This window comes from Pseudomonas paraglycinae, assembly GCF_021601625.1.
Lineage (GTDB): Bacteria > Pseudomonadota > Gammaproteobacteria > Pseudomonadales > Pseudomonadaceae > Aquipseudomonas > Aquipseudomonas paraglycinae.
In genome coordinates this window covers 17,059-40,445 of the sequence record NZ_BQHR01000010.1, presented here as the reverse complement: position 1 = coordinate 40,445, position 23,387 = coordinate 17,059, and the positions used below count along the sequence as shown (strand labels likewise).

Sequence of the window (23,387 nt, the reverse complement as noted above, 5' to 3'; positions counted from 1 at the left end):
CACCCGCGAACGAAAAGTCCCGGCGTGACTGAAGAGTTTTGGCAATGTGCCATCAGCCAGCGTTATGCTTGCCGGGATTTTAATAGGGGTGTTGGATGAGCAAGATCAGTGTGTTGGTCGTGGACGATGCATCGTTCATTCGTGACCTGGTGAAAAAGTGCCTGCGTAATTACTTCCCGGGGATCCGCACCGAGGACGCCATCAACGGCAAGAAGGCCCAGGCCATGCTGGCCAAGGAAGCGTTCGACCTGGTGCTGTGCGACTGGGAAATGCCGGAAATGTCCGGCCTCGAACTGCTGACCTGGTGCCGTGAGCAGGACAACCTCAAGACCATGCCATTCATCATGGTCACCAGCCGGGGCGACAAGGAAAACGTCGTGCAGGCGATCCAGGCCGGTGTTACCGGTTACGTCAGCAAGCCGTTCACCAACGAGCAACTGCTGACCAAGGTCAAGCAGGCCCTGAACAAGGTCGGCAAGCTCGACACCCTGATGAACAGCGCCCCGACCAAGATGAACTCGGCGTTCGGCAACGACTCTCTGAGCGCGTTGACCGGCGGCAAGGCTGCCGTGGTTGGTTCCGCACCGACGGCTGCGGCAGTGAATCCGTTTGCCAAGCCTGCCGCTGCGGCCCCGGCACCTGCCGCCGCGCCACAGCGTGGCCTACTCAACAGCCCGCCCGTGAAAGCCCCGGCAGCCTCCAGCGCTCCGGCCGGCGGTCGCGGTCAGGGTCAACTGCGCCTGCCAAGCGGCACCCAGCAATGCGTGATCAAGGCCCTGAGCATCAAGGAAGCGCTGCTGGTGGTGAAACGCACCGACACCCTGCCGCAGATCCTCGATAGCGCCGTGCTCGATCTGGAGCAGGGCGACAACGCCGAAATCGCCCGCCTCAACGGCTACCTGCACGCCGTCGTCGCCCACGAGCCGAAACCCGACAGCGACTGGCTGCAACTGACCTTCCGCTTCGTCGACCAGGACGCGCAGAAGCTCGACTACATCTCCCGCCTGATTGCTCGCGGTACGGCGCAGAAGCACTTCGTTCCGGGCGCATAATCTTCGTCGCCTGACATTGATCGTTCCCACGCAAAGCGTGGGGACGATCATTCACGCCATTTTGAAACATCTGTCGACTAGCCTGGTCTGCTTCAGCTGCTAGGCTCATTCCCAGGCCTTACTCGACAGAACTTTTGCCCATGCCCCTGCGCCTGCTGTTTTTCTGTGGTCTGTTCATGGCCTCCACCTCGACTGTGGCCATGACGATCTACAAATCCACCGATGCCAACGGAGTGGTTTCGTACAGCGACCGTCCGAGCAAAGGCTCCCAGGTGTTCGTGTTTCAGGACCGGATGGTCGAGCGCCTCGAGCGCCAGGTCTATCTCGACATCAAGAAGCAGAAGGGCGCGGACGTGGTGTTCGTGCGCAACGACCTGTACGCGCCAGTCGAGGTTGCACTGGCGTTTACCGGGATGAGCAACGTGCGTGGCGCACCGGCGCAAACGATCCGCCGGGTACTGCCGGCGCGCAGCAATACGCGGCTGGCGTTGCTGACGGCGGTGTCCGGTGGCAAGCCGCTGGTGTATACGCCGATGTTCCAGTATTCCCTCGGTGACCCTGCTGGCGCGGCTCAGGGCTATCGCTATCCGTTTCCGTGGCGAGGCGGTCCGTTCCGTCTCAGCCAGGGCGCCAATGGCGATTACAGCCACTTCGGGCCGAAGAACAAATACGCGATGGACATCGCCATGCCGGTCGGTACGCCGATCATTGCGGCGCGCGCCGGAGTGGTGGTGAAGACCGAAAATTCCCAGAACGGGCGCGGCACCGATCCGTCCGGCAATTTCGTGCGGATCCTGCACGACGACGGCACGATGGGCGTGTACCTGCATCTCAAGCAAGGGTCGGTGAGTGTGCGTGAGGGGCAGCGGGTGACGGTGGGCAGTCCGCTGGCGCTGTCCGGCAACACCGGCAACAGCAGCGGCCCGCACCTGCACTTTGTGGTGCAGCGCAATACCGGGATGGGGCTGGTGTCGATTCCGTATCAGTTCAACCAGCCGCTGGGGGCGTTGCCCAACTTTGCGTTGGGCAAGCAGTAAACCCCGTCAGTCGAGCATCAGCACCTTGGCCAGAATGATCTTCGGACCTTTCATCTTCTTGATGATGATCCGCAGGCCTTCGACTTCAAGCACTTCTTCCTCTTCCGGCACCCGTTTCAGGGTTTCGTAGATCAGCCCGGCGAGGGTTTCGGCTTCGATGTGATCGAGGTCGATCCCTAGCAGGCGCTCGACCTTGAACAACGGCGTATCGCCCCGTACCAACAGTTTGCCCGGCTGGTAGGCGAGGATGCCGCGCTCGGCCTTGCGGTGTTCGTCCTGGATATCGCCGACCAGCACTTCCAGCACGTCTTCCATGGTCAGGTAGCCGATGATGTTGCCGTCGGCTTCTTCAACCACAGCGAAGTGCGAGCCGCCCTTGCGGAACTGCTCCAGCAGCTGCGACAGCGGCATGTGCCGGGAAACGCGCTCCAGCGGGCGGGTCAGTTCGGCGAGGTTGAACGACTCGGGAATGTGATCCAGCGCCGCCAGTTCCAGCAGCAGGTCTTTGATATGCAGCAGGCCGACGAATTCTTTGCGCTCGCTGTCGTACACCGGATAACGGCTGAACTTGTGGCGACGGAACATCGCCAGGATCTCTTTCAGCGGGGCGTTGAATTCGAGGGTGATCAGGTCTTCCCGGGAGTTGGCCCAGTCGACTACTTCCAGCTCGCCCATTTCCACCGCCGAGGCCAGCACGCGCATGCCCTGGTCGCTCGGGTCCTGACCACGGCTGGAGTGCAGGATCAGTTTCAGTTCTTCACGGCTGTAATGGTGCTCGTGATGCGGACCGGGTTCACCTTGACCTGCGATGCGCAGGATGGTGTTGGCGCTGGCGTTGAGCAGGTAGATCGCCGGGTACATGGCCCAGTAGAACAGGTACAGCGGCACCGCCGTCCACAGCGACAGCAGCTCGGGTTTGCGGATCGCCCAGGATTTGGGTGCGAGCTCGCCGACCACGATGTGCAGGTACGAAATGATGAAGAACGCAGTGAAGAACGAGATGCCTTTGACGACTTCGGCCGATTGCACGCCAACCGCGCTCAGCAGCGGTTCGAGAATATGCGCGAACGCCGGCTCGCCGACCCAGCCCAGGCCCAGGGAGGCGAGGGTGATACCGAGCTGGCACGCCGAGAGGTACGCATCGAGCTGACTGTGTACCGTGCGCAGGATGTGCCCGCGCCAGCCGTGCTGCTCAGCGATGGCTTCGACCCGGGTCGAGCGCAGTTTGACCATGGCGAATTCCGCCGCAACGAAGAAGCCGTTGAGCAAAACCAGGATCAGAGCGAAAAGAATCATGCCGAAATCGGCGAATATGGTTGCGAGGGACAAGCCAGGGGAAGGGTCCATGATGGAGTTTTGCGGGTTCCGTGTGATTCGAAAGAAAGAAAAATCCGCACCTGAAAGGCAGGCGCAAGTCAGCCAATGTAGCGGCTGACCTGGCGATTGCCTAGTCCGGCATTACTCAGCGGCGCTGATGACCCGTGCCTGGGCGACCTGGGCCGGGGCGAAATGGCAGGTGAAGGTGCTGCCATGACCGGGCACGCTGCTGATCTCCATACGTGCGCGATGGCGCAGCAGTACGTGTTTGACGATGGCCAGACCCAGGCCCGTGCCGCCGGTGTTGGAGTTGCGGCTGGAGTCGACGCGGTAGAAACGTTCGGTCAGGCGCGGCAGGTGTTTGCTGTCGATGCCGATCCCGGAATCCTGCACGCTGAGGTGCGCGCCTTGATCGTCGCCCCACCAGCGGATGCGGATGTTGCCCTCGGCAGGGGTGTATTTGACGGCGTTGAACACCAGGTTGGAAAACGCACTGCGCAGTTCCGCCTCGCTGCCCTTGAGCAGAATGCTGGTGTCGGCTTCCAGGGTGATGAGCTGATTCTTTGAGCCGGACAACTGCTGCGCGTCGCTCTTGATCGACTGCAACAGTGTGTCGATGTGCACCGGCTGGTTGTCCGACGGGTAATCGGTGGCTTCCAGCTTGGCCAGCAACAGCAAGTCGTTGAGCAGGGTCTGCATGCGTCCGCCCTGTTGCTGCATCTGCTGCAGGGCACGGCTCCAGCGCGGGTTCACTTCCTCGACGTTGTCGAGCAGGGTTTCCAGGTAGCCGCAGATCACCGTCAGCGGGGTGCGCAGCTCATGGGAGACGTTGGCGATGAAGTCTTTGCGCATCTGTTCCAGCTGATGGATACGCGTGACGTCGCGCACCAGCATCAGGTGTTCGTTGTTGCCGTAGCGCGTGAGGTACAGCTGGATGCGTACGCGATCGTTGGTCGGCGAGGGGATTTCCAGCGGTTCGGCGTAGCTTTCCTGCTCGAAGTATTCCTTGAAGCGCGGATGACGGACCAGGTTGGTTACCGGTTGGCCGCTGTCCTGTGGCGTCTTGAGGCCGAGCAGGGTTTCGGCGGCGCGGTTCCACCATTCCAGGTTGCCGTCGCTGTCGAGCATGATCACCGCGTCTTTCAGCGCGGCGGTGGACTCCTGAACGCGGTCGATCACCGCTTGCAGGCGTCCGCGTACCCGTTGGTCGCGGCGTTGCAGGTGGTAGATGCTGTCGAACACCTCGCCCCACAGGCCATAGCCGTCGGGCGGTGCTTCATCGGGTTGGTGCAGGCGCAGCCATTCGTGCAGACGCAGCAGTTGCTTGAGCGTCCAGGCCAGGTACAGGCCCAGGCCCGCCGCCAGACTCCAGCCGTAGTAGCCGGTGATCAGGCCGATCACCAGGCAGCCGGTGACCAGCAACAGCATGTGGCGAATCAGGGTGCCATGCCAGTTTTGGTTCACGGAAAATGCGGTCCTTGTCTACGGGGCTGGCGCTCGGCTCAGGCTTTGGTGGAGAACCGGTAGCCGGTGCCGCGCACGGTTTGTACCAGATTTTCGTAGGCGTCGCCGAGGGCCTTGCGCAGGCGCCGGATGTGCACGTCGACGGTGCGCTCTTCAACATAGACGTTGCCGCCCCAGACCTGGTCCAGCAACTGGCCACGGGTGTAGGCGCGCTCCTGGTGGGTCATGAAGAATTGCAGCAGACGGTATTCGGTCGGGCCCATCTCGGCAGGTTTGCCGTCGATGGTCACGCGGTGGCTGATCGGGTCGAGCAGCAGGCCGCCGACTTCGATCGGCGCTTCGCCATCGGTCGGGCCGGCGCGACGCAGCACAGCCTTGAGGCGTGCCACCAGTTCGCGTGGGGAAAACGGTTTGGTGATGTAGTCGTCGGCGCCGACTTCCAGGCCCTGGATCTTGTTGTCCTCTTCGCCCTTGGCGGTGAGCATGATGATCGGAATGTCCCCGGTCAGCTCGTCACGCTTGAGGCGGCGGGCCAGCTCGATGCCGGAGGTGCCGGGCAGCATCCAGTCGAGCAGGATCAGGTCCGGTTTGCGGTCGACGATGATGGCGTGGGCCTGCTGCGAGTTCTCTGCCTCGAGGCAGTCATAGCCGGCCATTTCCAACGCAACGGCGATCATTTCGCGAATGGGCGCTTCGTCGTCGACGATCAGAATGCTCCTGCCAACCATGCCTTAATCCTCTTGTCATTTAACTGTCTTGCGCCGCATTAGATAACGGAATTATTGCAGTCGTGTGACAGTATTTTAGTCCGGCGGCGATTGTGCAAATCCTGAACTAAGCTCTAAGTCCGAATCCTGACAACCACAAGAGAAGGTTTCCATGACTCAAATGACTGCTTCCTTTAAGGCTTTGCTGATGGCTGCCGCCCTGACTCTGCCTGGACTGGCGATGGCGGCCGAGCCGGCCATGATGAAAGACGGAATGATGGTCGACCACAAGGGCATGACGCTTTACACGTTCGACAAGGACAGTGGCGGCAAGTCGATGTGCAACGGCGATTGCGCCAAGAACTGGCCGCCGTTGATGGCGCCGGCGGATGCCAAGGCTGAAGGTAAATGGACGGTCATCAAACGTGATGACGGCATGATGCAGTACGCCTACGACGGCAAACCGCTGTACACGTTCATGAAGGATGAGAAGCCGGGAGAAATGAAGGGCGATGGCATGAAGGACGTGTGGCACGTGGTTCACGAGCACAAATAAACGCAAATGCCCTGTGGGAGCGAGCAAACTCGCTCCCACAGGTTCTGTGGATCAACGCAACGCGTAATCCAGCACGATCCCGACAAAAATCGCCAGCCCGGCCCAGTGGTTGTGCAAAAACGCCTTGAAGCAGCGCATCCGGTCCCGGTCGCGGGTGTACCAGAATTCCCAGGCATAGCACCCGGCCGCCACCAGCAGGCCGAGGTGGAACCAGATCCCCAGCTCGAATTTCGACCCCGCCAGCAGCAGACAGCACAGCGACAGTACCTGCAAGGTCAGGATGATCACCCGGTCGGCATCGCCGAACAGGATCGCCGTGGATTTCACGCCGATCTTCAGGTCATCGTCGCGGTCGGTCATCGCGTAATAAGTGTCGTAACCCACAGTCCACAACAGGTTGGCGATCCACAGCAGCCAGGCCGTTGCCGGCAACTCACCGGTTTCGGCGGTGAACGCCATCGGCATCCCCCAAGAGAACGCCGCGCCTAATACCACTTGCGGATAGTAGGTGTAGCGCTTCATGAACGGATAGGTGAACGCCAGCGCCAGACCGCCGAGCGACAGCCAGATCGTCGCCGCGTTGGTGCACAGCACCAGCAGGAAACTCATGCCCATCAGCAGCGCGAAAAACACCAGCGCCTCTTTCGAGCTGATCTTGCCGGCAGCAATAGGTCGCTGCGCAGTGCGTTTGACGTGGCCGTCGACCTTGCGGTCGGCCCAGTCGTTGATCACGCAGCCGCCGGCACGGGTCAGCACCACGCCGAGGACGAAAATCACGATATTGGCCAGCGATGGCGAGCCTTTACCGGCAATCCACAGGGCCCAGAGCGTTGGCCACAGCAGCAGGTAAATGCCGATCGGCTTGTCCATCCGGGTCAGCTGGATGAAGTCCCAGGCGCGCGGGTTCAAGCGATTCAGGGATTTGAGCAGGCTTTGGTACATCAGCAGTTCTCCGGACGGGCGCGGACGGCTTCCCACATCGTAGGCAGGAAAATCTCCGCCACCAGTACGCTCAATGCGCCACGGTCGAAACGCGAACGCCGTCCCCACAGGCCGGCAGCCCGGGAACCTTCGGGCAACCAGTGTTCCGGGTAATGGCAGACTTCGATGGCGCGGCGCTGGAAGGCGTGATCGCAGAACAGCAGTTCGCCCAGCGAGCGGCTGCCCAGTTCATCCATGTGCAAGCCGTCGCCCTGCAAGGCACTGCGCGACGCCACGCTGCGGGCGAACACCCAGGCCTGGCCATGCCCGCGCAGATACACCTCGCGCACCCAGCCCTCGCTGCCTTCGGCCAGATCCAGCGCGGCGCATTCGTCGTCGCGCAGGGTCTGCCAGCCTTCGAACAGCGGCGTCACGCTGAAGCCGTCATCGGACAGGCGCGTCAGCCGGCGGGTCAGGGAGCCTTCGTCGAACAGCCAGTCGAGCGTGGATGTGTCGGGGAGGGGTGTCAGTTCGCTTTGCGGGCGCCACAGCGGAGCGTTTGTGTGTTGCACAATGAGTCATTATTGGCAGCAAATGAGGCGGCGAGCTTACCATGCTGCACCGCGAGTTTGATTGATCCGGGTCGCCGCTGCGCCGAACAGGCTTGCATCTGCCCGGCACGATCAGTACAAAACGCCCTGAGCCGGACGGCAGCGCTGCACCATCGACCGTCCGCGCCGGCTAAAGCCTGAACCCTGAGGAAGTACCTGAATGAAAAAGTGGCAATGTGTGGTCTGCGGCCTGATCTACAACGAAGCCGACGGCTGGCCGGATGACGGCATTGCGCCGGGCACCCTGTGGCAGGACGTGCCGGAAGACTGGCTGTGCCCGGACTGCGGCGTCGGCAAGATGGACTTCGAAATGATCGAAATCAACTGAGAAAACACTGAGGAGTAGGGCATGAGCGCACCTGTCGTAATCGTTGGCACCGGGCTTGCGGGTTACAACCTGGCCCGCGAGTTTCGCAAACTCGATGGCGAAACCCCGTTGCTGCTGATTACCGCCGATGACGGTCGCTCCTACTCCAAGCCGATGCTGTCCACCGGCTTCGGCAAGAACAAGGACGCCGACGGCCTGAGCATGGCCGAACCGGGTGCCATGGCCGAGCAGTTGAAGGCCGAAATCCGCACCCACACCCGCATCAGCGGCATCGATCCCGGCCACAAGCGTTTGTGGATCGGCGAGGAAGCAGTGAGCTATCGTGACCTGATCCTCGCCTGGGGCGCCGAAACCGTACGCGTGCCGATCGAAGGCGATGGCGGGGACCTGGTGTTCCCGATCAACGATCTCGAAGACTACGCACGCTTTCGCGCAGCAGCGGCCGGCAAGCGTCGGGTGTTGCTGCTCGGCGCCGGGCTGATCGGCTGCGAGTTCGCCAATGACCTGATTCTCGGTGGCTACGAGGTGCAACTGGTTGCACCGTGCGAACAGGTGATGCCGACCCTGCTGCATCCCGCGGCGGCGACTGCGGTGCAGGCCGGGCTGGAAAGCCTCGGTGCACGTTTCCACCTCGGCCCGGTGCTGACCCGTCTGCAAAAAGTCGCTGATGGGCTGGAAGCGCACCTGTCCGATGGCCAGGTTGTCCCGTGCGATGTGGTGGTCTCGGCCATCGGCCTGCGCCCGCGGATCGATCTGGCAGCGGCAGCCGGCATCCAGACCAATCGCGGCGTGGTTGTCGACCGTCACCTGCAAACCTCGCACGCCAACATTTACGCCCTGGGCGACTGCGCCGAGGTCGACGGGCTGAATCTTCTGTACGTCATGCCCCTCATGAGTTGTGCGCGAGCGCTGGCACAAACCCTGGCCGGCAACCCGACCGTGGTGAACTACGGACCGATGCCGATCACCGTGAAAACCCCGGTCTGCCCACTGGTGGTTTCCCCGCCGCCCCGGGGCCGCGAGGGCATCTGGACGGTCGAAGGGCAGGGCGCCGACGTCAAGGTGCTGTGCCACGATGCAGAAGGGCAATTGCTCGGTTACGCCCTGACCGGCGCGGCGGTGATGGAAAAACTCGCACTGAACAAACAGCTTCCGGCCTTGCTGGCGTAAATACCGGTCGTTCTGTCGGAATCACCCCGCTTTTGCCCCCACAAACGTCGCGGGGAGACTGGCGCCGCCCTTAACCGCGTGCCATCCTCACTCCCGTCTGCCGCAGAGTAGAGCCTGCGGCGCCTTGGGCGCTGTTCCAACGAGAACAGCACGGACATAACAACAAAAAACCGTCAAAGGGGCTTCACTAATGCGTAAACCAGAACTCGCCGCTGCAATCGCTGAAAAAGCGGATCTGACCAAAGAGCAGGCCAACCGCGTTCTCAACGCCGTTCTCGAAGAAATCACCGGCGCCCTGCACCGCAAGGACAGCGTCACGCTGGTGGGCTTCGGCACCTTCCTGCAACGCCACCGCGGTGCCCGCACCGGCAAAAACCCGCAAACCGGTGAACCGGTGAAGATCAAGGCCAGCAACACCGTTGCGTTCAAGCCAGGCAAATCGTTGAAAGACAGCGTCAATCCATAATCGCGGTAAACGCCCGGTCAGCCGGGCGCGCTGCATGAAAAATGGGCATACCGATTGCGGTCGGATGCCCATTTTTTGTGCTCGATGATTGGGGCCGGATCAGGCCGAGAAGAAGTACCGGGTCAGGTGAAAGAAGATCGGCGCGGCGAAACAGATCGAGTCCATGCGGTCGAGCATCCCGCCGTGGCCCTTGATCATCGTGCCCCAGTCCTTCGCGCTCAGGCTGCGTTTGATCGCCGACATGACCAGCCCGCCAAGGAAACCCATCACCACGATGACCAGCGACATCAGCAGCGACTGCCAGAAGCTGAACGGTGTCATCCAGAACATGCAGCCACCGATGAGCGTGGCCGACAGGCCGCCACCGACCAGCCCTTCGACGGTTTTCGACGGGCTCACCAGCGGTGCGACCTTGCGTTTGCCGAACAGCTTGCCGAACACGTACTGCAGCACATCGCTCATCTGCACCACGAATACCAGGTAGAACAGCAGCAGGGCGTTCTGACCCTGGAAACCCTTCAGGTCCAGCAACAGCAGCGCCGGCGCATGGCTGATGCAGTAGATGCAGATCATCACGCCCCACTGAATCTTCGCCGTGCGCTCCAGAAAGCCTTCGGTGTCCTGGCTCAACACGGCAATCGCCGGCAGCAGCAGGAATGCATACACCGGCACCAGCAGGGTGAACATCGAATACCAATGGGTGCCGATCAGCAGATATTGCAGCGGGATCAGGATGAAAAACGCCGAAAACAGCGCGTTATGGTCACCGCGTGCGGTCGGCGTGAGTGTTATGAACTCGCGCAGCGCAAACAGCGAAATGAAGCCGAACAGCACCACCGTCGCGTTGGGGCCGAGCAGCCAGGACACAAAGAAAATAATGACCATCCCCCACCAGGCATTCACGCGCTGGATGAGGTTTTCGATGGTCGCGATCGAGCTTTCGCTCTTCGCCCGCCGTGCCAGTACGCCGCCAATCAGCGAAGCCACCGCCAGCAACCCGGCGATTGCCGCGAAGAACCACAGGAACTTGGTTTCCAGACTCATTTCGACAACCTCACGATGGCGTCACGCGCCCGTTCCAGAAACGCCTGTTTCTCCTCGCCGGCGATTCGTTGCAGCGGGTCGCCGATGCGGATCGTACAGATGATCGGCAGCGGCACATGTTTGCCCTTGGGCATCGAGCGATGCAGGTTTTCCAGGTAGATCGGCACCAGATCGACGTCCGGAAAGGTTTCGGCAAGGCGGAAGATCCCGGACTTGAACTCCCCCGGCAGCGGCTGAGTGGAGCGCGTCCCTTCAGGAAAAATGATGATCGAATGACCGGCCCGCACCACATCGAAGATCGGCTCGAGCACGTTGGTACCCGGCGCAGGATTGCGCTCGATCAACACCGCATTCAGGCCTTTCTGCGAGATGTATGACAGAAAGCGGTTCTTGCCCCAGTAGTCGGCGGCCGCCACCGGTTTCACGTTCAACCGGGCTTCCGGCGGCAGTGCGGCGATGATCGCCAGGGTGTCCATGTGGCTGGTGTGGTTGGCGTAGTAGATGCGCTGGCGCGTGAGGTCCGGCGGGCTTTCCCAGCGGGCGGTCACGCCGATCAAGAAGCGCAGCACCGAAATCAGCGCATTACTGATCCACATGGGCCTTCCCCTTCAGTTGTCTGGCGATGGCCAGGGTGCGCGTCACGCAGGTCGCGACGGAGCCAAGGGCGATGATCACCAGCGCGATCAGCAAAGCGTAGTGGGTCGCGTAGTAAAGGGTTTCGAACACGTTCAACAGCAGCGCCACGGTCATCACCGCCATCCGGTGCTGCTTTGCCATCGGCCCCATGAAGCTCTGCGTGAGCCCTAGAGCGCCGCCGAACACACGAACATACGCTGTCAGCGCAGCGGCCAATGCTGCGAACCAGCCAAGATCGGACTGGCCGATGGCAAAACCCAAGCCGACGATCAGCAGGCTGTCCGCCACCCGATCCGGAAACTCGTTGTACAGGCTGCCAATGGCCGACTGCTTGCCGCCTTTGATCGCCACCATCCCGTCGAACAGATTGCACAGCAGCCGCAGTTGAATGCCGACGATACACAGGATCGAACCGGCCACGCCGTTATCGATGTACAGCGTCACCGCGCCGAACAGCGCGAAGAGCATGCTGATGACGGAGATCTGGTTGGGGGAAATGTCCCGCTTGACCAGTTCATCCGTGAAGCGTCTCGCCCAGCCCGCCGAGCGGGTCTTGATGGGCCGTCTGTTTTCATCCATTTGCCAATGTCCGTATCAGTGAGGAATTGCAGTGAGTTGTATTGTGGTCGCTGGCGGTAGACGGTGCCCGACAATCGAGTGGTCACCAGGAGTCGTAGGGGATGCCGTATTTTTCGATGTAGGCCTTGGATTCTTCATAGAGCTGCCTGTGTCTTCCGTTGGTCTTGCCACCGTAGGGACCTTTGGGATCGATCTTGCCCTGGACCCGCATGACTTCGGTCGACAAAAGACACTGGCCGCCCAGCCAGACCTTGGCGATGCCGCCTGGCGCGAGGCCGATGACCATCATATTTCGGTAATCCGTGATCCACTTGCCGTCTGCCCGACAGAAAACCCTCTCGCCCTTGAGCATGATCTGGCGAACTGAGTCCGGAATTTTTATGAAGGCTTTGTAAGTCTGTGGTTCGGCCATGGAATACCAGCGGACGAAGACCAGATAGGGCAGCGCGGCCCCCGTGACACGTCGACCTTTGCCTACCGGATGTTCCGGCCATCCTGGTGCCTGCCCACGGAAAGTGGCGGGTACGCCTTTACTGTACGGTCGCGGATAGGCAAATGCTGGAACTCCACCGGCTGTGTCCAGAAATACGCGTTTGTTGACGTCCACGACGTCGGCATTTTCGATCCAGGCCTCCATGTAGTCGGGTGTGAAAAACCTGAGCATCCAGCCGTCATAAGGCAGCAATCTTGTACCACCGGAAGTGCAGCCGCCCAGCAACACAATGAATATCAATGCAAAGCCAATCTTGAGCATGTACGAGTTCTCACGCATTAGGGTGCACCACACGAACAGACTGATCGGCGGGGCGGTTGATAAACAGGATGCTCAGCCCGGTTTCGTTGAGTCCCTTCGCAGCATTCCAGTTGGATGACAGATGAATGTAGCGTTGAGCGAGTAGCGCATGCTCGTTCAGGCTCAAATCGAGACTGCGGGATTCACCCAGCGCAAACATCATCAATTTTCGGGCGATACCCTTGAGCTCTCCCGGTAGCGCGTAACTCTGAGATTCTTGGTTAATCGTTTCGAACTCTACCCCGTGCCGGTTCGCCAGCTCCCGCATGATTCGCAGGTAAATCAGGGACAGGTCATTGCGCACAACTCGTTCGCTGTAGACCGCTGCGTAGACATTTTTTGATTTGCGCCGATCGCCCTTGACGTTGCTGGCCGTTTCCACCGCCCAGGTTTTGACTTGAAGCGTCAGCCCATAGAAATGCAGTTGGTCCTGAAGCCTGCCGAGTTCTTGCTCGGCCAACCGATAAGCGTTGGTCGACGACGAAGGGGTATTAAAGTCCACGTCGCGACTGCAGCGCGGCTTGCTCAGCAGTACCCGTTCGACAAGATTCGGTAAGTACCCGCCGCCCAAGTCGGAGTGGACGCCCGGCAACACAATGTCGGCGTTTCCGGCGCTGTTGAGCGAAAAGTTGTGGCGGCGTTCGTCCCGGGCAACCAGGTGCACAACTTTCTTTGCAATGTCCGGCGCCAGATACAGATTGACGCCGGGGTTGTTGGCGTCATGGACGCTGAAATCGCCGTCAGCCATGCTGCCTATGGCGGCAGCGGTGTCGAAGATGCCGATGAAGTTAATGCTGACATCGATGTTGGCCCGCCAGGAGAAGCTCTCAAGGAACAGTGACGAGTCCGCGGGAAGTAATTGCGCCAGCGGGCTTTGCTCGCCTTTCATCACTTCATTGGCGAAGTGTCTCGCAGCAGCGGCGCCGCGGCTGAAGCCGAAGATGTCGAACTGAACGGATTCCACCTTCAGGGTCGGGTTCGCCGACTCAAAAAGGCGAATCCCAGGAATGATGCTGGTCGGGCTTTGCTTGACTCTCGCCAGTACACCTTGTGCACCCGTGCCAGTCATTTGCGAAAAAACCGAGTCGTCCTTATCGGCACTCGTACCTATGCCCTCAAGATAGACCGGTATGTACGCGATGGTTTCCTCTTTCGCCAGTTGCCGCCCTTGGTCATCGCGATATAACTCATACAGCCTCGCCACATTGCTCGCATCATTCCCATAACTGTTATCCGGCACATTGCCCTGTCCGTCATACCCATGCATCTGGCAGAACTGTCGAATGTCCTCGGCTTCCTCCTCAAGATTCACATCCCGCGCATAGCAGCCCTTCACCTGTTCGCTGTTGAACAGATTGTTCCCCGTCCCATCGAAAAACACGCCGATCCGCAAGGTGATGCCAGCAGGTAACTCGTCTTCCAGTTCGACCTCTTCCTCCTCTTCTTCGAGTTCTCCTTCCTCCGCTGCTTGAGTGGAAGCAGTTGCTGGTCCTGCGGCCAAGGTACCCGCCATTGCGGCTTCTGGATGATCAGCGGCTCCGCTGGCGGACGTCTTTCCTCCCGCCACCATCTCGGTACTGCTGAAGATCCCGCCGCTGTCGATCACGATGTGGTGACCGCCCGCCTTCAGCGTGATGCTGGCGCCGGCATCCAGCACCACGCTGGCGCCGGCCTTGATCTGCACCTGCTGGCCCGCCTCGACGGTAATGATTTTCCCGGCCGTCGTCTGGCTGCTGCCCTGGATGCTTTCCCAACGATCGCGCCCGACCGCCAGCCGGCTGTCATGGAGAACCTGCCGCTCCATGTCGCGCTGGGCACGCAGGTAGACCAGTTCCAGTCCGGCGCGGTCTTCAATCGTAAATTCGCTGTAGCCGCCGGTGTCAGGCGAGCTGCGACTGCGCAGCACGGTTCGGGTCTTGTGCTCGGGCAGTTTGTAAGGCGCGGGCGTGACCTTGTTGATCACGCAGCCGGTAATCAGCGGCTTGTCGGGATCACCTTCCACGAAGGTCACCACCACTTCCGTCCCGATGCGGGGGAGGGTGACGACACCGAAACCGTTCCCGGCCCAGCTCGACGAGACCCGCACCCAGCAACTGCTGCGCTCACTGTTTAATTCGGTCCGGTCCCAGTGGAATTCGACTTTTACGCGACCGAACTCATCGCAGTAGATCTCTTCGCCTTTGGGGCCGGTCACCCGGGCGGTCTGGCTGACCAGTGGTAGCCTGCGTGCGGGAAGCGGCGGACGGAAAACTACCTCGGCCGGAATGGCGTGGAAGGTGTTGCGATAGCCTTGGGTAAAACCGTCCGCCGATTGAGTTTCGCTGCTAACCGACTCTTCGAGCACTTGCGGCTGCCGCCCGGTGTGGCTGATCCCGAGCAGCAGCCACAGATCGTTGCATTTCTGGCGAGGGTGTTCGGTCAGTTCAAGCAGATGGCCGCAGCGCAAGGTAGGTTGGTTGCTTTGACCCTCTGCCATTTCATAGTCTGCGCGATGGCGCTCCAGGGCCTGACGGGCCAGTTGCTTGCCACGCTTTTCGTTGGCCAGCGGCAACGGGTATTGGTAGTCCTCAAGCGTCGGGGTGAATTCGGCGCTGAAGCGGCTTTCGATTAAAAGCGTCGGTCGCCTCAGGTCATAGTCGCGTCGCGTGACCCGGCTTGTCCGGGTGGCGGCGCGCAAGGAAAACCTGCTGACTACTGGATATTCCGGGACCATCCCGCTATCCCGGCGATAGGGTGTGGCGCGCAATGTCGGGAGGAACACCGAGTCATCGGTGAACACCAGCAAATGGCCTTGCGCGGAGTGCTGGTGATGCCAGGCGATTCCGTCCTCGGCACACAAGCGCTGAATGAACTCGAAATCGCTTTCGTCGTATTGGGTGCAGTAATCCCGTGCTGCTAGGGGCTGGACATGGAAGGTGAACGCATCGGCGAGGATGCCGTGTCGCTTGAGTGTTTGCGTGATGATCTGCGGGACAGTCTGCCCCTGGTAAATCCGTTGATCGTGACTGAACTGCAAATAGTGGAGGCTCGGCACCAGTATCAGGCGATAGTGGGTCAGGCGTTTTCCCGACTCACCCGCCAACACATCGTCGATGCGTCCATGAATGCCTTCACCGTTCAGGCCGAACTGCAGGAAGGCAGGCTGACCGAGCAGGCCTTCCATATCGAAGTCGGGGTCTTCACTGACCAGTTCGACGTGGATGGCATAAAGGGTGCTGATGGTCTCGGTGCCTTCGAAGGCCAGCACCTTGAAGTCGTTGCGAACAGCGGGAATCTGCAGCGTAAAGCGCGCAGAACTGACAGCTCCAGACATACGCTTGTCCTTAAGCAGAGAGGGGAAGACGGCGTGATGTCGAAACCCTCCCTGGTCAGCGCACGCGAACATTGGCCGGCACGCTAACAAGGCGTTAAACAGATTTATGTAAGAAGGATCGCTTGTTTAAGTCGGAGCTTTCCGGGTTGTAAAACAACGTGGAAATTGTGGGAAATGGCTGTGAGAAACTGACGGCGAATGATTGGAATCCTGCGTAATAGTCTTATGCAGGCAAGGATCCAGGACTATTAAACATATAAATGCCATCAAATTGATGGCACTTTTAATGTTGTCTGTTGTCGCCAGTCATTTGTTAATAAATGGCGGTGTATTTTCGGAAGCGTCCTACTTCAAATTTTTTCGGGGTTTGTCATGCTTTCGCCGCTTACTTGTGGAACGAGCGTGCAGATGTTCTCGATGCCGCGCGCCGGCCGCTCTGGCCCAATGCTTTCGGAAGGGATAGGCTTAAAAGTGAAATATAAAGGGACATCAGGGAATCCCCTGTCACATATAGGGCGATCTCCTACAGCGCCCAATGAACAGTTCGTCTTGTTGTTTAATCGGATGCTTGCTAGTGGCCATCATAGTGATTACGATGCGCGCACTTGAAAGAGCAAACACTCAATTGGATGAGTCTTCCGACTGCTCTTCGATACTGTCCCGCGCCGCTGCAACTCCAATAGGCGCACGACCGTAATCCTAATAAAGGCCATGGATGTCCTACTCAAGCAAACTTTCCGCCCATTACCTCGAACTCGCTAAAGTCTCTGTTTCCAAAGAGAATTTTGCGGGCGAAGACGTTCGTTTCTCGAGCGAATTCGAGGCCCTGGAAAGCGAGCTGGCCAAAGCCTCGTCGATGCACGAAAGCGGGCAGATCGACTGGCTGAAAATTCGCGAAAACAGCGAAAACCTCCTGCGTACCCAATCCAAGGATTTGCGTGTCGGCGCCTGGCTGACCTGGTCGCTGTACCAGCGTGAATCCTTCCCCGGCCTGCTGGCCGGCCTCGGTTTTCTGCACCATTTGTCGGAAAACCACTGGGCCGAGATTCACCCGCTCAAACCCCGCACCCGGGCCGCCGCCATCGGCTGGCTGGTGCCGCGTCTTGAGCAGGTGATCACCGAGAACATCGCGATCAAGGAACAGCTGCCGATGTTCCGGCAGTTGTCCGAGCATCTGTCCGGTCTCGACGCCGCCTGCACCGAGCACCTGGGCGATGATGCGCCGCTGCTGCTGCCGCTTTCTCGCCGCCTGAAAACCATGATCCAGCGTGCCGCTGACAATCAGCCGGCACCCGGCGTGGTGGGTGCGGCGGTGGCGCAGGTCAAGCAGGCCGCCAGCCAGTTACTGGCTCCCGGTGCGCCGATTGACAACGAAAAAGAAGCCCACAAAGCCCTGCGCGCCCAGCAGGAAAGCGCCCGCCCGCTGTGCGCCTGGTGGCTCAAGCAGAAAGCCACCGACCTGCGCGCGCTGCGCCTCAACCGCACCTTGCTGTGGATGACGATCGATGCGGTGCCCGAGCGCAACGCCGAGCAGATTACCGTGCTGCGCGGGTTGCCGGTCGACAAGCTCAAGCAGTATCAGGACCGCTTCGATCAGGGCAAATATGCCGACCTGCTGGTGGAACTGGAGGCGAGCCTGGCGAAGGCGCCGTTCTGGTTCGATGGCCAGAGGATGGTCTGGGAATGTCTCCAGAACCTCAACGCCGAGCTGGCCATGCGCGAAGTGGAAATCCACTTCGCGCTTTTGATTCAGCGCCTGCCCGGCATCATCGAGCTGCGTTTCCATGACGGCGCGCCGTTCGCCGATCCGTCCACCCGGGCGTGGATCGCCGGCAACGTCATGCCGCACCTGCAAAGCGCCAGCGCGCCGCGCAAGGTCGAGACCGAGAACGTCGAAACCCAGCCAGCCTGGGAAAAGGCCTTGGAGGAAGTCCAGCCGATCCTGCGCAAGGAAGGCCTCAAGCCTGCCGTGCAGATCCTCAAGCAGGGTCTGCAATCGGCGCACGGCGGGCGCGAACGCTTCTTCTGGCAGTTCGCCCTCGCGCGGCTGTGCTTCCTGGCCAAGAAATACGAACTCGCCAAGAACCAGCTCGAAACCCTCGATCAGACATTACAGGACTCAGGCCTGCACGCCTGGGAGCCCGATCTTGCATTGGAAGTGCTGCACCTGCTGCACAGTTGCTGCGAGTTGTTACCGCAGAACCATGCCGTACGTGAACGCAAGGAAGAGATTTATCGCAGGCTGTGCCACCTCGACCTCGAAGTGGTACTCGAATAGGCCCCAGGGCCACAACCGCAAGGAGAAAAGCCATGGCCAAAGAAGGCTCGGTAGCCCCCAAGGAACGCATCAACGTCACCTTCAAACCCGCCACCGGCGGTGCTCAGGAAGAGATTGAACTGCCGCTGAAGCTGCTGGCAATCGGTGACTACACCCACCGCAAGGACGATCGCAAGATCGAGGATCGCAAGCCGATCAGCATCGACAAGATGACCTTCGACGAAGTGCTGGCCAAGCAAGAGCTGGGTCTGACGCTGAGCGTGCCGAACCGTCTGCAGGAAGATGGCGAGGCCGACGAGCTGGCTGTGCAACTGCGCGTCAACTCCATGAAGGACTTCAACCCGGCCAGCCTGGTCGAGCAAGTGCCTGAGCTGAAAAAACTGATGGAACTGCGCGACGCGCTGGTGGCCCTCAAAGGCCCGCTGGGTAACGCACCTGCGTTCCGTAAAGCCATCGAAGGCGTGCTCGCCGACGATGAATCCCGCGGTCGCGTACTCGGTGAGCTGGGCCTGAACGCCGCAGCTCCGGACGCTTGAGACTCCAGCAGCCAAGGAAGCCAACACAATGAGCACTAGCGCAGCACAACAGAACGCCGCAGAAAACGGCGAGTACAGCATTCTCGACAGCATCATCGCCGAAACCCGCCTGACGCCGGACGACGAAGCCTACGACATCGCCAAGCGCGGTGTGTCGGCGTTCATCGAAGAGCTGCTCAAGCCGCAGAACAACGGTGAGCCGGTCAAGAAAGCCATGGTTGACCGCATGATCGCCGAGATCGATGCCAAGCTCAGCCGTCAGATGGACGAAATCCTGCACCACCCGGACTTCCAGGCCCTGGAATCGTCGTGGCGTGGCCTGCAACTGCTGGTCGACCGCACCAACTTCCGCGAAAACATCAAGATCGAAATCCTCAACGTCTCCAAAGAAGACCTGCTGGACGATTTCGAAGACTCGCCGGAAGTCATGCAGTCCGGCCTGTACAAGCACATCTACACCGCTGAATACGGCCAGTTCGGTGGTCAGCCGGTTGGCGCGATCATTGCCAACTACTACATGTCCCCAAGCTCGCCGGACGTGAAGCTGATGCAGTACGTGTCCAGCGTAGCCTGCATGTCCCACGCACCGTTCATCGCCGCCGCCGGCCCGAAATTCTTCGGTCTGGAAAGCTTCACCGGTCTGCCGGACCTGAAGGATCTGAAAGATCACTTCGAAGGCCCGCAATTCGCCAAATGGCAGAGCTTCCGTACCTCCGAAGACTCCCGCTATGTCGGCCTGACCGTTCCGCGTTTCCTGCTGCGTAACCCGTACGACCCGGAAGAAAACCCGGTCAAGTCGTTCGTGTACAAGGAAAACGTTGCCAACAGCCACGAGCACTACCTGTGGGGCAACACCGCTTACGCGTTCGGCACCAAGCTGACCGACAGCTTCGCCAAGTTCCGCTGGTGCCCGAACATCATCGGCCCACAGAGCGGCGGCGCGGTTGAAGACCTGCCTCTGCACCACTTCGAAAGCATGGGCGAAATCGAAACCAAGATTCCTACCGAGGTTCTGGTTTCCGACCGTCGTGAATACGAACTGGCCGAGGAAGGCTTCATCTCCCTGACCATGCGCAAAGGCTCCGACAACGCGGCGTTCTTCTCCGCAAGCTCGGTGCAGAAGCCGAAGTTCTTCGGCATCAGCGCAGAAGGCAAGGCTGCAGAGCTGAACTACAAGCTCGGCACCCAACTGCCGTACATGATGATCGTCAACCGCCTGGCTCACTACCTGAAAGTGCTGCAGCGCGAGCAACTCGGTTCGTGGAAAGAGCGTACCGACCTCGAGCTGGAGCTGAACAAGTGGATCCGCCAGTACGTGGCCGACCAGGAAAACCCGAGCGCCGAAGTGCGTGGCCGTCGTCCGCTGCGCGCTGCGCAAGTGATCGTCAGCGACGTTGAAGGCGAGCCGGGCTGGTACCGCGTCAGCCTGAACGTGCGTCCGCACTTCAAGTACATGGGTGCCGATTTCACCCTGTCGCTGGTTGGCAAGCTGGACAAAGAGTAAGAGCGACTCATGGACGGATACGGCAGCCTTTTCGAGCGCCTCAACGGCGACGCGGAACAGCGCAAGGGCAAGAGCCTCGAGGCTTCGGCCATGGCGTCGGTGGCTGCCCATCTGGCCAAAATGCTCAGCACCCGGGCCGGCAGCGTGCAAACGCTGTCCGACTACGGGTTGCCCGATCTCAATGACATGCGCCTGAGCCTGCACGACTCCCTGAGTCAGGCCCGCCTGGCCATCGAAAGCTTCATCGAAGCCTACGAACCGCGCCTGAGCAACGTGCGTGTCATTTCCCTGCCGCGTGACCACGATCAGCTTCGCCTGGCCTTCAGCATCGAAGGCCTGCTGGAAGTCGAGGGTTTCAAGCGTCAGGTCAGTTTCGCCGCGCGCCTGGATGGCAGCGGTCAAGTGAAGGTCAACTAAGGAGAACCCCGATGTCTGGCAAACCTGCAGCACGCGTATCCGACCCCACCGCTTGCCCGCTCCCCGGCCACGGCACCAACCCGATTGCCGCCGGTTCCGGCGACGTGTTCTTCGACGGCCTCCCGGCCGCCCGCGAAGGCGATGCCTCCGCGTGTGGTGGTGCGATGGTCGGCGATCTGGCGACGACGGTTCTGATCAACGGCAAACCGGCCGCCACGGTCGGTTCGGTTGGATCTCATGGCAATAAAGTCACGGCTGGATCCGGGACGGTGATTATCGGCAATTCGCATTCGCCGGCGCCGTTTGTGCCGCCGTTGCCGGTGGAGATTCAGTGGCCGTTTAGTCAGCACTTTGTGGTTCGTAATCCTAGAACCGGCGCACCGGTTGCTGACCGGCCGTACACCTTGCGTACAGCCTCCGGTAAAGAGGTCAGGGGCGTTACTGATGCACAAGGTCGAACGAGGCCTATTGCTTCCCACCTCGCTGAAAGTGTCACGCTTATCGTCGAAGAACAGACTTCGCTCGTGATTGCTTAAGGGACTATCACATGCCGGCACCCACTCCTGTAACAGCTCAACTCACCCCTTCCTCTGACAAGAAGCCAGCGGAAGCGGCCGTCGATCATTTCCAGATCACAGATATTCCAGGTGTGATGAGAAAAATGGGCTGGAAGGAAAGCGCTCGAATCATGCAGCGTTGGTTCGACGGTGCGCCTTTCGTGATGTCCTCAAGTGAGAAGCGGGGACGTCTTGCCGTTGACAAGATCACCCAAGAAAAACTGTTTGATGATTTGGATTTTGAATGGCTTACCTCCTCCTCGCCCCACACAGGTGAAACCATCAAAGAGCTTATTGCGAAGGCCGCAAGCCCCAGTCAATACAATGAGCTTATTGGCCGTCAAAAGGGACTGACGCAATTAGCACCGGGGCTTTTGCAATTTATGACTTGCATGAGAACGCTTGGAGTTCTTGATGAGGCTAACCAGGACCTTGCTAGGGGTGCTCATGACTACAGTGCCCTGAGTGCAAGAATGCTGGAGTCTGCTACGCAATATAATTTTCGATCTATCGGGATTACCACTTCGGAAAAGAAGAATAACCCATTGGATGATGTGTACGGCACATTGGGTGGATTTGTTATTAAATTTGCAGTCACAAAATTCAGCACTACACCCAAGACGAAAAAAATGGCTGCTACATTAACGATTGAAGAAATTGGTTGTTATGTACGTGATACATATGAGTTTCTGAATGAAGATGGCAGCGACCAACTGCTTGGGTATTGGAATCACGACGGCGTTGTCAGGCCGAGCATTTTTGCATATTTAACTTCGCCAGAAACATATGAATCTGAGGGGAAGGTTTACTTCAAAGTGACCAACGATAGTTACAATAATTACCGCAGCAAGCTTGGCAAGGGTGGTGATTTGTTTGTGTACTCTACGGTCAAGAAAATTCCTGTATCCATTCATCATCGTTTTACCTCTGCAGATTTTGCAGAGTTTTCGCAACGATCAGCTAAGGCAATGCCATGAAAGCATCCCTTAGAAAGAGCTTTTTACTTTTTTCGTTGTGCGTGCTTGTGCCAGTTTTGGTTCTTTTGGGCTTGAAGGTGCTTAGCTCAAAGGCCGCGGAGCCTCTTTTCATTGACTGGAATGACTCAGGAAGCTGCTATATCGCAACGTATTCACCGAATTACAATTTTTTGGGTGTAGTGGCTGGTCGTGCGTTTAAGTACTTTAGCAGCCCGTATTTTTATCGCGTTTATACAAAAAATAACGATCTACTAAAAACATCAGAATGGTATCTCTGGCGGGATGAGGGGAGTCCCGGCATTGCACCCGAGTTTCGCGGAGAGATGATTGTTTATCCAGGCTCTGAAGGCTGGGAAAGTTGGATAGTTTCAGAGTGTCGTTGATGCCTGATTTAAAGGCGGCCTCGCTACCTGAGAAAGTTGGAGAGCGTTATTCATGCACGCAATGAGTTTGCAGGGGTATCTGGCCAGTGTTGCTGACAGTGATCTGTTTGGCTGCCTGGCCTTGTTGAGCTTTGTATTGCTCCTGACTGCCTCACATCGGGCGGCTCGAAATTCACGCCTTCACCGCGCACTAACGCTCTCGGTTTTGGCTGCTGTTGTAGCTATCCATGGCCTTGGATCGTGGTACGGAAATCTGAGACCAGCATGAGCAACTACTACCGTATCGCCATGTGCCTGTTTGTCCATGCCTTCGGATGTGTGGCCTACGTGTTTTTGAATAATGCAGTAGTACATGCCTACAAGCATCTGAACGGCGGGTTCACCACGCGTGGGGTCGCCATCGGTATTGCCAGCTACGCGATGTTTTACATTTTTCTCGGTGTCAATTTTATTGCTGCGCTGATTCCAAGCCTCGTTGCCAAACTGGTGATTCTGAGCCTTATGGTGGGCTTCATCCTGCTTTGGATGCTCCCCGACAACCCATTGAGAGCCTTGTTTTATGGCGTCGCTCAAGGTTGCGTCACCTTGCTGGCAATCCTCGCTTCTCAAGTCATCGAGTTGCGCTGGGTATTAAGAAACATCGCTGGACGCATCCAGCCGAACCAGCCTGAGAGTGCCATCCAATGATCAGGTCAGGTATCGAGCGTAATCCACAGGACAGTTATTCCATGAGTTCCACTA

24 protein-coding genes are annotated in these 23,387 nt (G+C 59.2%); 14 read left to right on the top strand and 10 right to left on the bottom strand.

Features of this window, described 5'->3' with window-relative positions; genetic code table 11:
- Positions 1-95 precede the first annotated feature (95 nt).
- Both L6D82_RS16215 and L6D82_RS16210 read left to right on the top strand, forming a co-directional pair.
- Positions 96-1,052: a response regulator gene (locus L6D82_RS16215; RefSeq protein WP_064379783.1), complete on the top strand. Its 957-nt coding sequence runs from the start codon at positions 96-98 to the stop codon at positions 1,050-1,052.
- Between the two features lie 140 nt (positions 1,053-1,192).
- On the top strand, positions 1,193-2,089 hold the full coding sequence (locus L6D82_RS16210) for a peptidoglycan DD-metalloendopeptidase family protein (protein ID WP_085747943.1): 897 nt from the start codon (positions 1,193-1,195) through the stop codon (positions 2,087-2,089).
- A gap of 6 nt (positions 2,090-2,095) precedes the next feature.
- Here the strand turns inward: L6D82_RS16210 and L6D82_RS16205 are convergent, their stop codons facing one another.
- The 3 genes from L6D82_RS16205 to phoB all read right to left on the bottom strand — a co-directional run bounded on the left by L6D82_RS16205 (position 2,096) and on the right by phoB (position 5,598).
- The gene (locus L6D82_RS16205; RefSeq protein ID WP_007954342.1) at positions 2,096-3,436 is read right to left on the bottom strand and encodes a hemolysin family protein; all 1,341 of its coding nucleotides are present in this window, start codon (positions 3,434-3,436) and stop codon (positions 2,096-2,098) included.
- A 111-nt stretch (positions 3,437-3,547) separates the two neighbouring features.
- Positions 3,548-4,834 (bottom strand): phosphate regulon sensor histidine kinase PhoR, encoded by a 1,287-nt coding sequence (phoR, locus tag L6D82_RS16200; RefSeq protein ID WP_236190588.1) that lies wholly within the window; start codon positions 4,832-4,834, stop codon positions 3,548-3,550.
- Positions 4,835-4,908: 74 nt separating this feature from the next.
- Positions 4,909-5,598, bottom strand: a complete 690-nt coding sequence (gene phoB / locus L6D82_RS16195) for a phosphate regulon transcriptional regulator PhoB (protein WP_007896474.1) — start codon at positions 5,596-5,598, stop codon at positions 4,909-4,911.
- A 151-nt stretch (positions 5,599-5,749) separates the two neighbouring features.
- Between phoB and L6D82_RS16190 the strand changes: the two genes are divergently transcribed.
- A complete protein-coding gene (locus L6D82_RS16190; protein WP_134021377.1) occupies positions 5,750-6,133 on the top strand; it encodes a COG4315 family predicted lipoprotein in 384 nt (127 codons plus the stop codon).
- Positions 6,134-6,184: 51 nt separating this feature from the next.
- Here the strand turns inward: L6D82_RS16190 and ubiA are convergent, their stop codons facing one another.
- A complete protein-coding gene (gene ubiA / locus L6D82_RS16185) occupies positions 6,185-7,075 on the bottom strand; it encodes a 4-hydroxybenzoate octaprenyltransferase (RefSeq protein WP_236190450.1) in 891 nt (296 codons plus the stop codon).
- A complete protein-coding gene (locus L6D82_RS16180) occupies positions 7,075-7,626 on the bottom strand; it encodes a chorismate--pyruvate lyase family protein (RefSeq protein ID WP_085747941.1) in 552 nt (183 codons plus the stop codon). The genes ubiA and L6D82_RS16180 overlap by 1 nt, the downstream gene beginning before the upstream one ends.
- Positions 7,627-7,825: 199 nt before the next feature.
- On the opposite strand from L6D82_RS16180, the gene L6D82_RS16175 reads away from it, so the two are divergent.
- From L6D82_RS16175 to L6D82_RS16165, 3 genes are all read left to right on the top strand, one after another.
- Positions 7,826-7,993 (top strand): rubredoxin, encoded by a 168-nt coding sequence (locus tag L6D82_RS16175; protein ID WP_007954349.1) that lies wholly within the window; start codon positions 7,826-7,828, stop codon positions 7,991-7,993.
- A gap of 21 nt (positions 7,994-8,014) precedes the next feature.
- Positions 8,015-9,163, top strand: coding sequence for an NAD(P)/FAD-dependent oxidoreductase (locus tag L6D82_RS16170; protein WP_102688430.1), 1,149 nt, complete (start codon positions 8,015-8,017; stop codon positions 9,161-9,163).
- 190 nt (positions 9,164-9,353) lie between these two features.
- Positions 9,354-9,629: an HU family DNA-binding protein gene (locus L6D82_RS16165; RefSeq protein WP_003213368.1), complete on the top strand. Its 276-nt coding sequence runs from the start codon at positions 9,354-9,356 to the stop codon at positions 9,627-9,629.
- A 99-nt stretch (positions 9,630-9,728) separates the two neighbouring features.
- On the opposite strand, the gene L6D82_RS16160 is transcribed toward L6D82_RS16165, so the two are convergent.
- From L6D82_RS16160 to tssI, 5 genes are all read right to left on the bottom strand, one after another.
- Positions 9,729-10,673: a phosphatidate cytidylyltransferase gene (locus L6D82_RS16160; protein ID WP_085747939.1), complete on the bottom strand. Its 945-nt coding sequence runs from the start codon at positions 10,671-10,673 to the stop codon at positions 9,729-9,731.
- The gene (locus L6D82_RS16155; protein WP_085747938.1) at positions 10,670-11,269 is read right to left on the bottom strand and encodes a lysophospholipid acyltransferase family protein; all 600 of its coding nucleotides are present in this window, start codon (positions 11,267-11,269) and stop codon (positions 10,670-10,672) included. The genes L6D82_RS16160 and L6D82_RS16155 overlap by 4 nt, the downstream gene beginning before the upstream one ends.
- On the bottom strand, positions 11,256-11,888 hold the full coding sequence (locus tag L6D82_RS16150; protein WP_085747937.1) for a CDP-alcohol phosphatidyltransferase family protein: 633 nt from the start codon (positions 11,886-11,888) through the stop codon (positions 11,256-11,258). Before L6D82_RS16150 ends, L6D82_RS16155 begins: the two co-directional genes overlap by 14 nt.
- Positions 11,889-11,970: 82 nt before the next feature.
- Entirely contained in the window at positions 11,971-12,642 is a 672-nt protein-coding gene (locus L6D82_RS16145) for a DUF2931 family protein (RefSeq protein WP_236190448.1), read from the bottom strand.
- 10 nt (positions 12,643-12,652) lie between these two features.
- On the bottom strand, positions 12,653-15,994 hold the full coding sequence (gene tssI / locus L6D82_RS16140) for a type VI secretion system tip protein TssI/VgrG (protein WP_236190445.1): 3,342 nt from the start codon (positions 15,992-15,994) through the stop codon (positions 12,653-12,655).
- 715 nt (positions 15,995-16,709) lie between these two features.
- On the opposite strand from tssI, the gene tssA reads away from it, so the two are divergent.
- From tssA to L6D82_RS16100, 8 genes are all read left to right on the top strand, one after another.
- A complete protein-coding gene (gene tssA / locus L6D82_RS16135) occupies positions 16,710-18,272 on the top strand; it encodes a type VI secretion system protein TssA (protein WP_102688427.1) in 1,563 nt (520 codons plus the stop codon).
- Positions 18,273-18,304: 32 nt separating this feature from the next.
- Entirely contained in the window at positions 18,305-18,808 is a 504-nt protein-coding gene (gene tssB, locus L6D82_RS16130) for a type VI secretion system contractile sheath small subunit (RefSeq protein ID WP_003229587.1), read from the top strand.
- 28 nt (positions 18,809-18,836) lie between these two features.
- Positions 18,837-20,312 carry a type VI secretion system contractile sheath large subunit gene (gene tssC, locus L6D82_RS16125; protein ID WP_011336600.1) on the top strand — a complete coding sequence of 492 codons (1,476 nt, stop codon included), beginning with the start codon at positions 18,837-18,839 and terminating at the stop codon, positions 20,310-20,312.
- 9 nt (positions 20,313-20,321) lie between these two features.
- Positions 20,322-20,729, top strand: a complete 408-nt coding sequence (tssE, locus tag L6D82_RS16120) for a type VI secretion system baseplate subunit TssE (protein ID WP_064379801.1) — start codon at positions 20,322-20,324, stop codon at positions 20,727-20,729.
- Between the two features lie 11 nt (positions 20,730-20,740).
- A complete protein-coding gene (locus L6D82_RS16115; RefSeq protein WP_102718398.1) occupies positions 20,741-21,265 on the top strand; it encodes a PAAR domain-containing protein in 525 nt (174 codons plus the stop codon).
- Positions 21,266-21,276: 11 nt separating this feature from the next.
- Entirely contained in the window at positions 21,277-22,263 is a 987-nt protein-coding gene (locus L6D82_RS16110; RefSeq protein WP_085747933.1) for a DUF6402 family protein, read from the top strand.
- Positions 22,260-22,646, top strand: coding sequence for a hypothetical protein (locus L6D82_RS16105; RefSeq protein ID WP_134021359.1), 387 nt, complete (start codon positions 22,260-22,262; stop codon positions 22,644-22,646). The genes L6D82_RS16110 and L6D82_RS16105 overlap by 4 nt, the downstream gene beginning before the upstream one ends.
- 264 nt (positions 22,647-22,910) lie before the next feature.
- Positions 22,911-23,333, top strand: a complete 423-nt coding sequence (locus tag L6D82_RS16100; RefSeq protein ID WP_102688424.1) for a hypothetical protein — start codon at positions 22,911-22,913, stop codon at positions 23,331-23,333.
- The last annotated feature ends 54 nt before the right edge of the window (positions 23,334-23,387 follow it).

Coding starts and splice junctions, on each gene's coding strand:
- L6D82_RS16215 (WP_064379783.1), top strand. CDS start 96: ATGAGCAAGATCAGTGTGTTGGTCGTGGACGATGCATCGTTCATTCGT.
- L6D82_RS16210 (WP_085747943.1), top strand. CDS start 1,193: ATGCCCCTGCGCCTGCTGTTTTTCTGTGGTCTGTTCATGGCCTCCACC.
- L6D82_RS16205 (WP_007954342.1), bottom strand. CDS start 3,436: ATGGACCCTTCCCCTGGCTTGTCCCTCGCAACCATATTCGCCGATTTC.
- phoR (WP_236190588.1), bottom strand. CDS start 4,834: ATGCTGTTGCTGGTCACCGGCTGCCTGGTGATCGGCCTGATCACCGGC.
- phoB (WP_007896474.1), bottom strand. CDS start 5,598: ATGGTTGGCAGGAGCATTCTGATCGTCGACGACGAAGCGCCCATTCGC.
- L6D82_RS16190 (WP_134021377.1), top strand. CDS start 5,750: ATGACTCAAATGACTGCTTCCTTTAAGGCTTTGCTGATGGCTGCCGCC.
- ubiA (WP_236190450.1), bottom strand. CDS start 7,075: ATGTACCAAAGCCTGCTCAAATCCCTGAATCGCTTGAACCCGCGCGCC.
- L6D82_RS16175 (WP_007954349.1), top strand. CDS start 7,826: ATGAAAAAGTGGCAATGTGTGGTCTGCGGCCTGATCTACAACGAAGCC.
- L6D82_RS16170 (WP_102688430.1), top strand. CDS start 8,015: ATGAGCGCACCTGTCGTAATCGTTGGCACCGGGCTTGCGGGTTACAAC.
- L6D82_RS16165 (WP_003213368.1), top strand. CDS start 9,354: ATGCGTAAACCAGAACTCGCCGCTGCAATCGCTGAAAAAGCGGATCTG.
- L6D82_RS16160 (WP_085747939.1), bottom strand. CDS start 10,673: ATGAGTCTGGAAACCAAGTTCCTGTGGTTCTTCGCGGCAATCGCCGGG.
- L6D82_RS16155 (WP_085747938.1), bottom strand. CDS start 11,269: ATGTGGATCAGTAATGCGCTGATTTCGGTGCTGCGCTTCTTGATCGGC.
- L6D82_RS16150 (WP_085747937.1), bottom strand. CDS start 11,888: ATGGATGAAAACAGACGGCCCATCAAGACCCGCTCGGCGGGCTGGGCG.
- L6D82_RS16145 (WP_236190448.1), bottom strand. CDS start 12,642: ATGCTCAAGATTGGCTTTGCATTGATATTCATTGTGTTGCTGGGCGGC.
- tssI (WP_236190445.1), bottom strand. CDS start 15,994: ATGTCTGGAGCTGTCAGTTCTGCGCGCTTTACGCTGCAGATTCCCGCT.
- tssA (WP_102688427.1), top strand. CDS start 16,710: ATGTCCTACTCAAGCAAACTTTCCGCCCATTACCTCGAACTCGCTAAA.
- tssB (WP_003229587.1), top strand. CDS start 18,305: ATGGCCAAAGAAGGCTCGGTAGCCCCCAAGGAACGCATCAACGTCACC.
- tssC (WP_011336600.1), top strand. CDS start 18,837: ATGAGCACTAGCGCAGCACAACAGAACGCCGCAGAAAACGGCGAGTAC.
- tssE (WP_064379801.1), top strand. CDS start 20,322: ATGGACGGATACGGCAGCCTTTTCGAGCGCCTCAACGGCGACGCGGAA.
- L6D82_RS16115 (WP_102718398.1), top strand. CDS start 20,741: ATGTCTGGCAAACCTGCAGCACGCGTATCCGACCCCACCGCTTGCCCG.
- L6D82_RS16110 (WP_085747933.1), top strand. CDS start 21,277: ATGCCGGCACCCACTCCTGTAACAGCTCAACTCACCCCTTCCTCTGAC.
- L6D82_RS16105 (WP_134021359.1), top strand. CDS start 22,260: ATGAAAGCATCCCTTAGAAAGAGCTTTTTACTTTTTTCGTTGTGCGTG.
- L6D82_RS16100 (WP_102688424.1), top strand. CDS start 22,911: ATGAGCAACTACTACCGTATCGCCATGTGCCTGTTTGTCCATGCCTTC.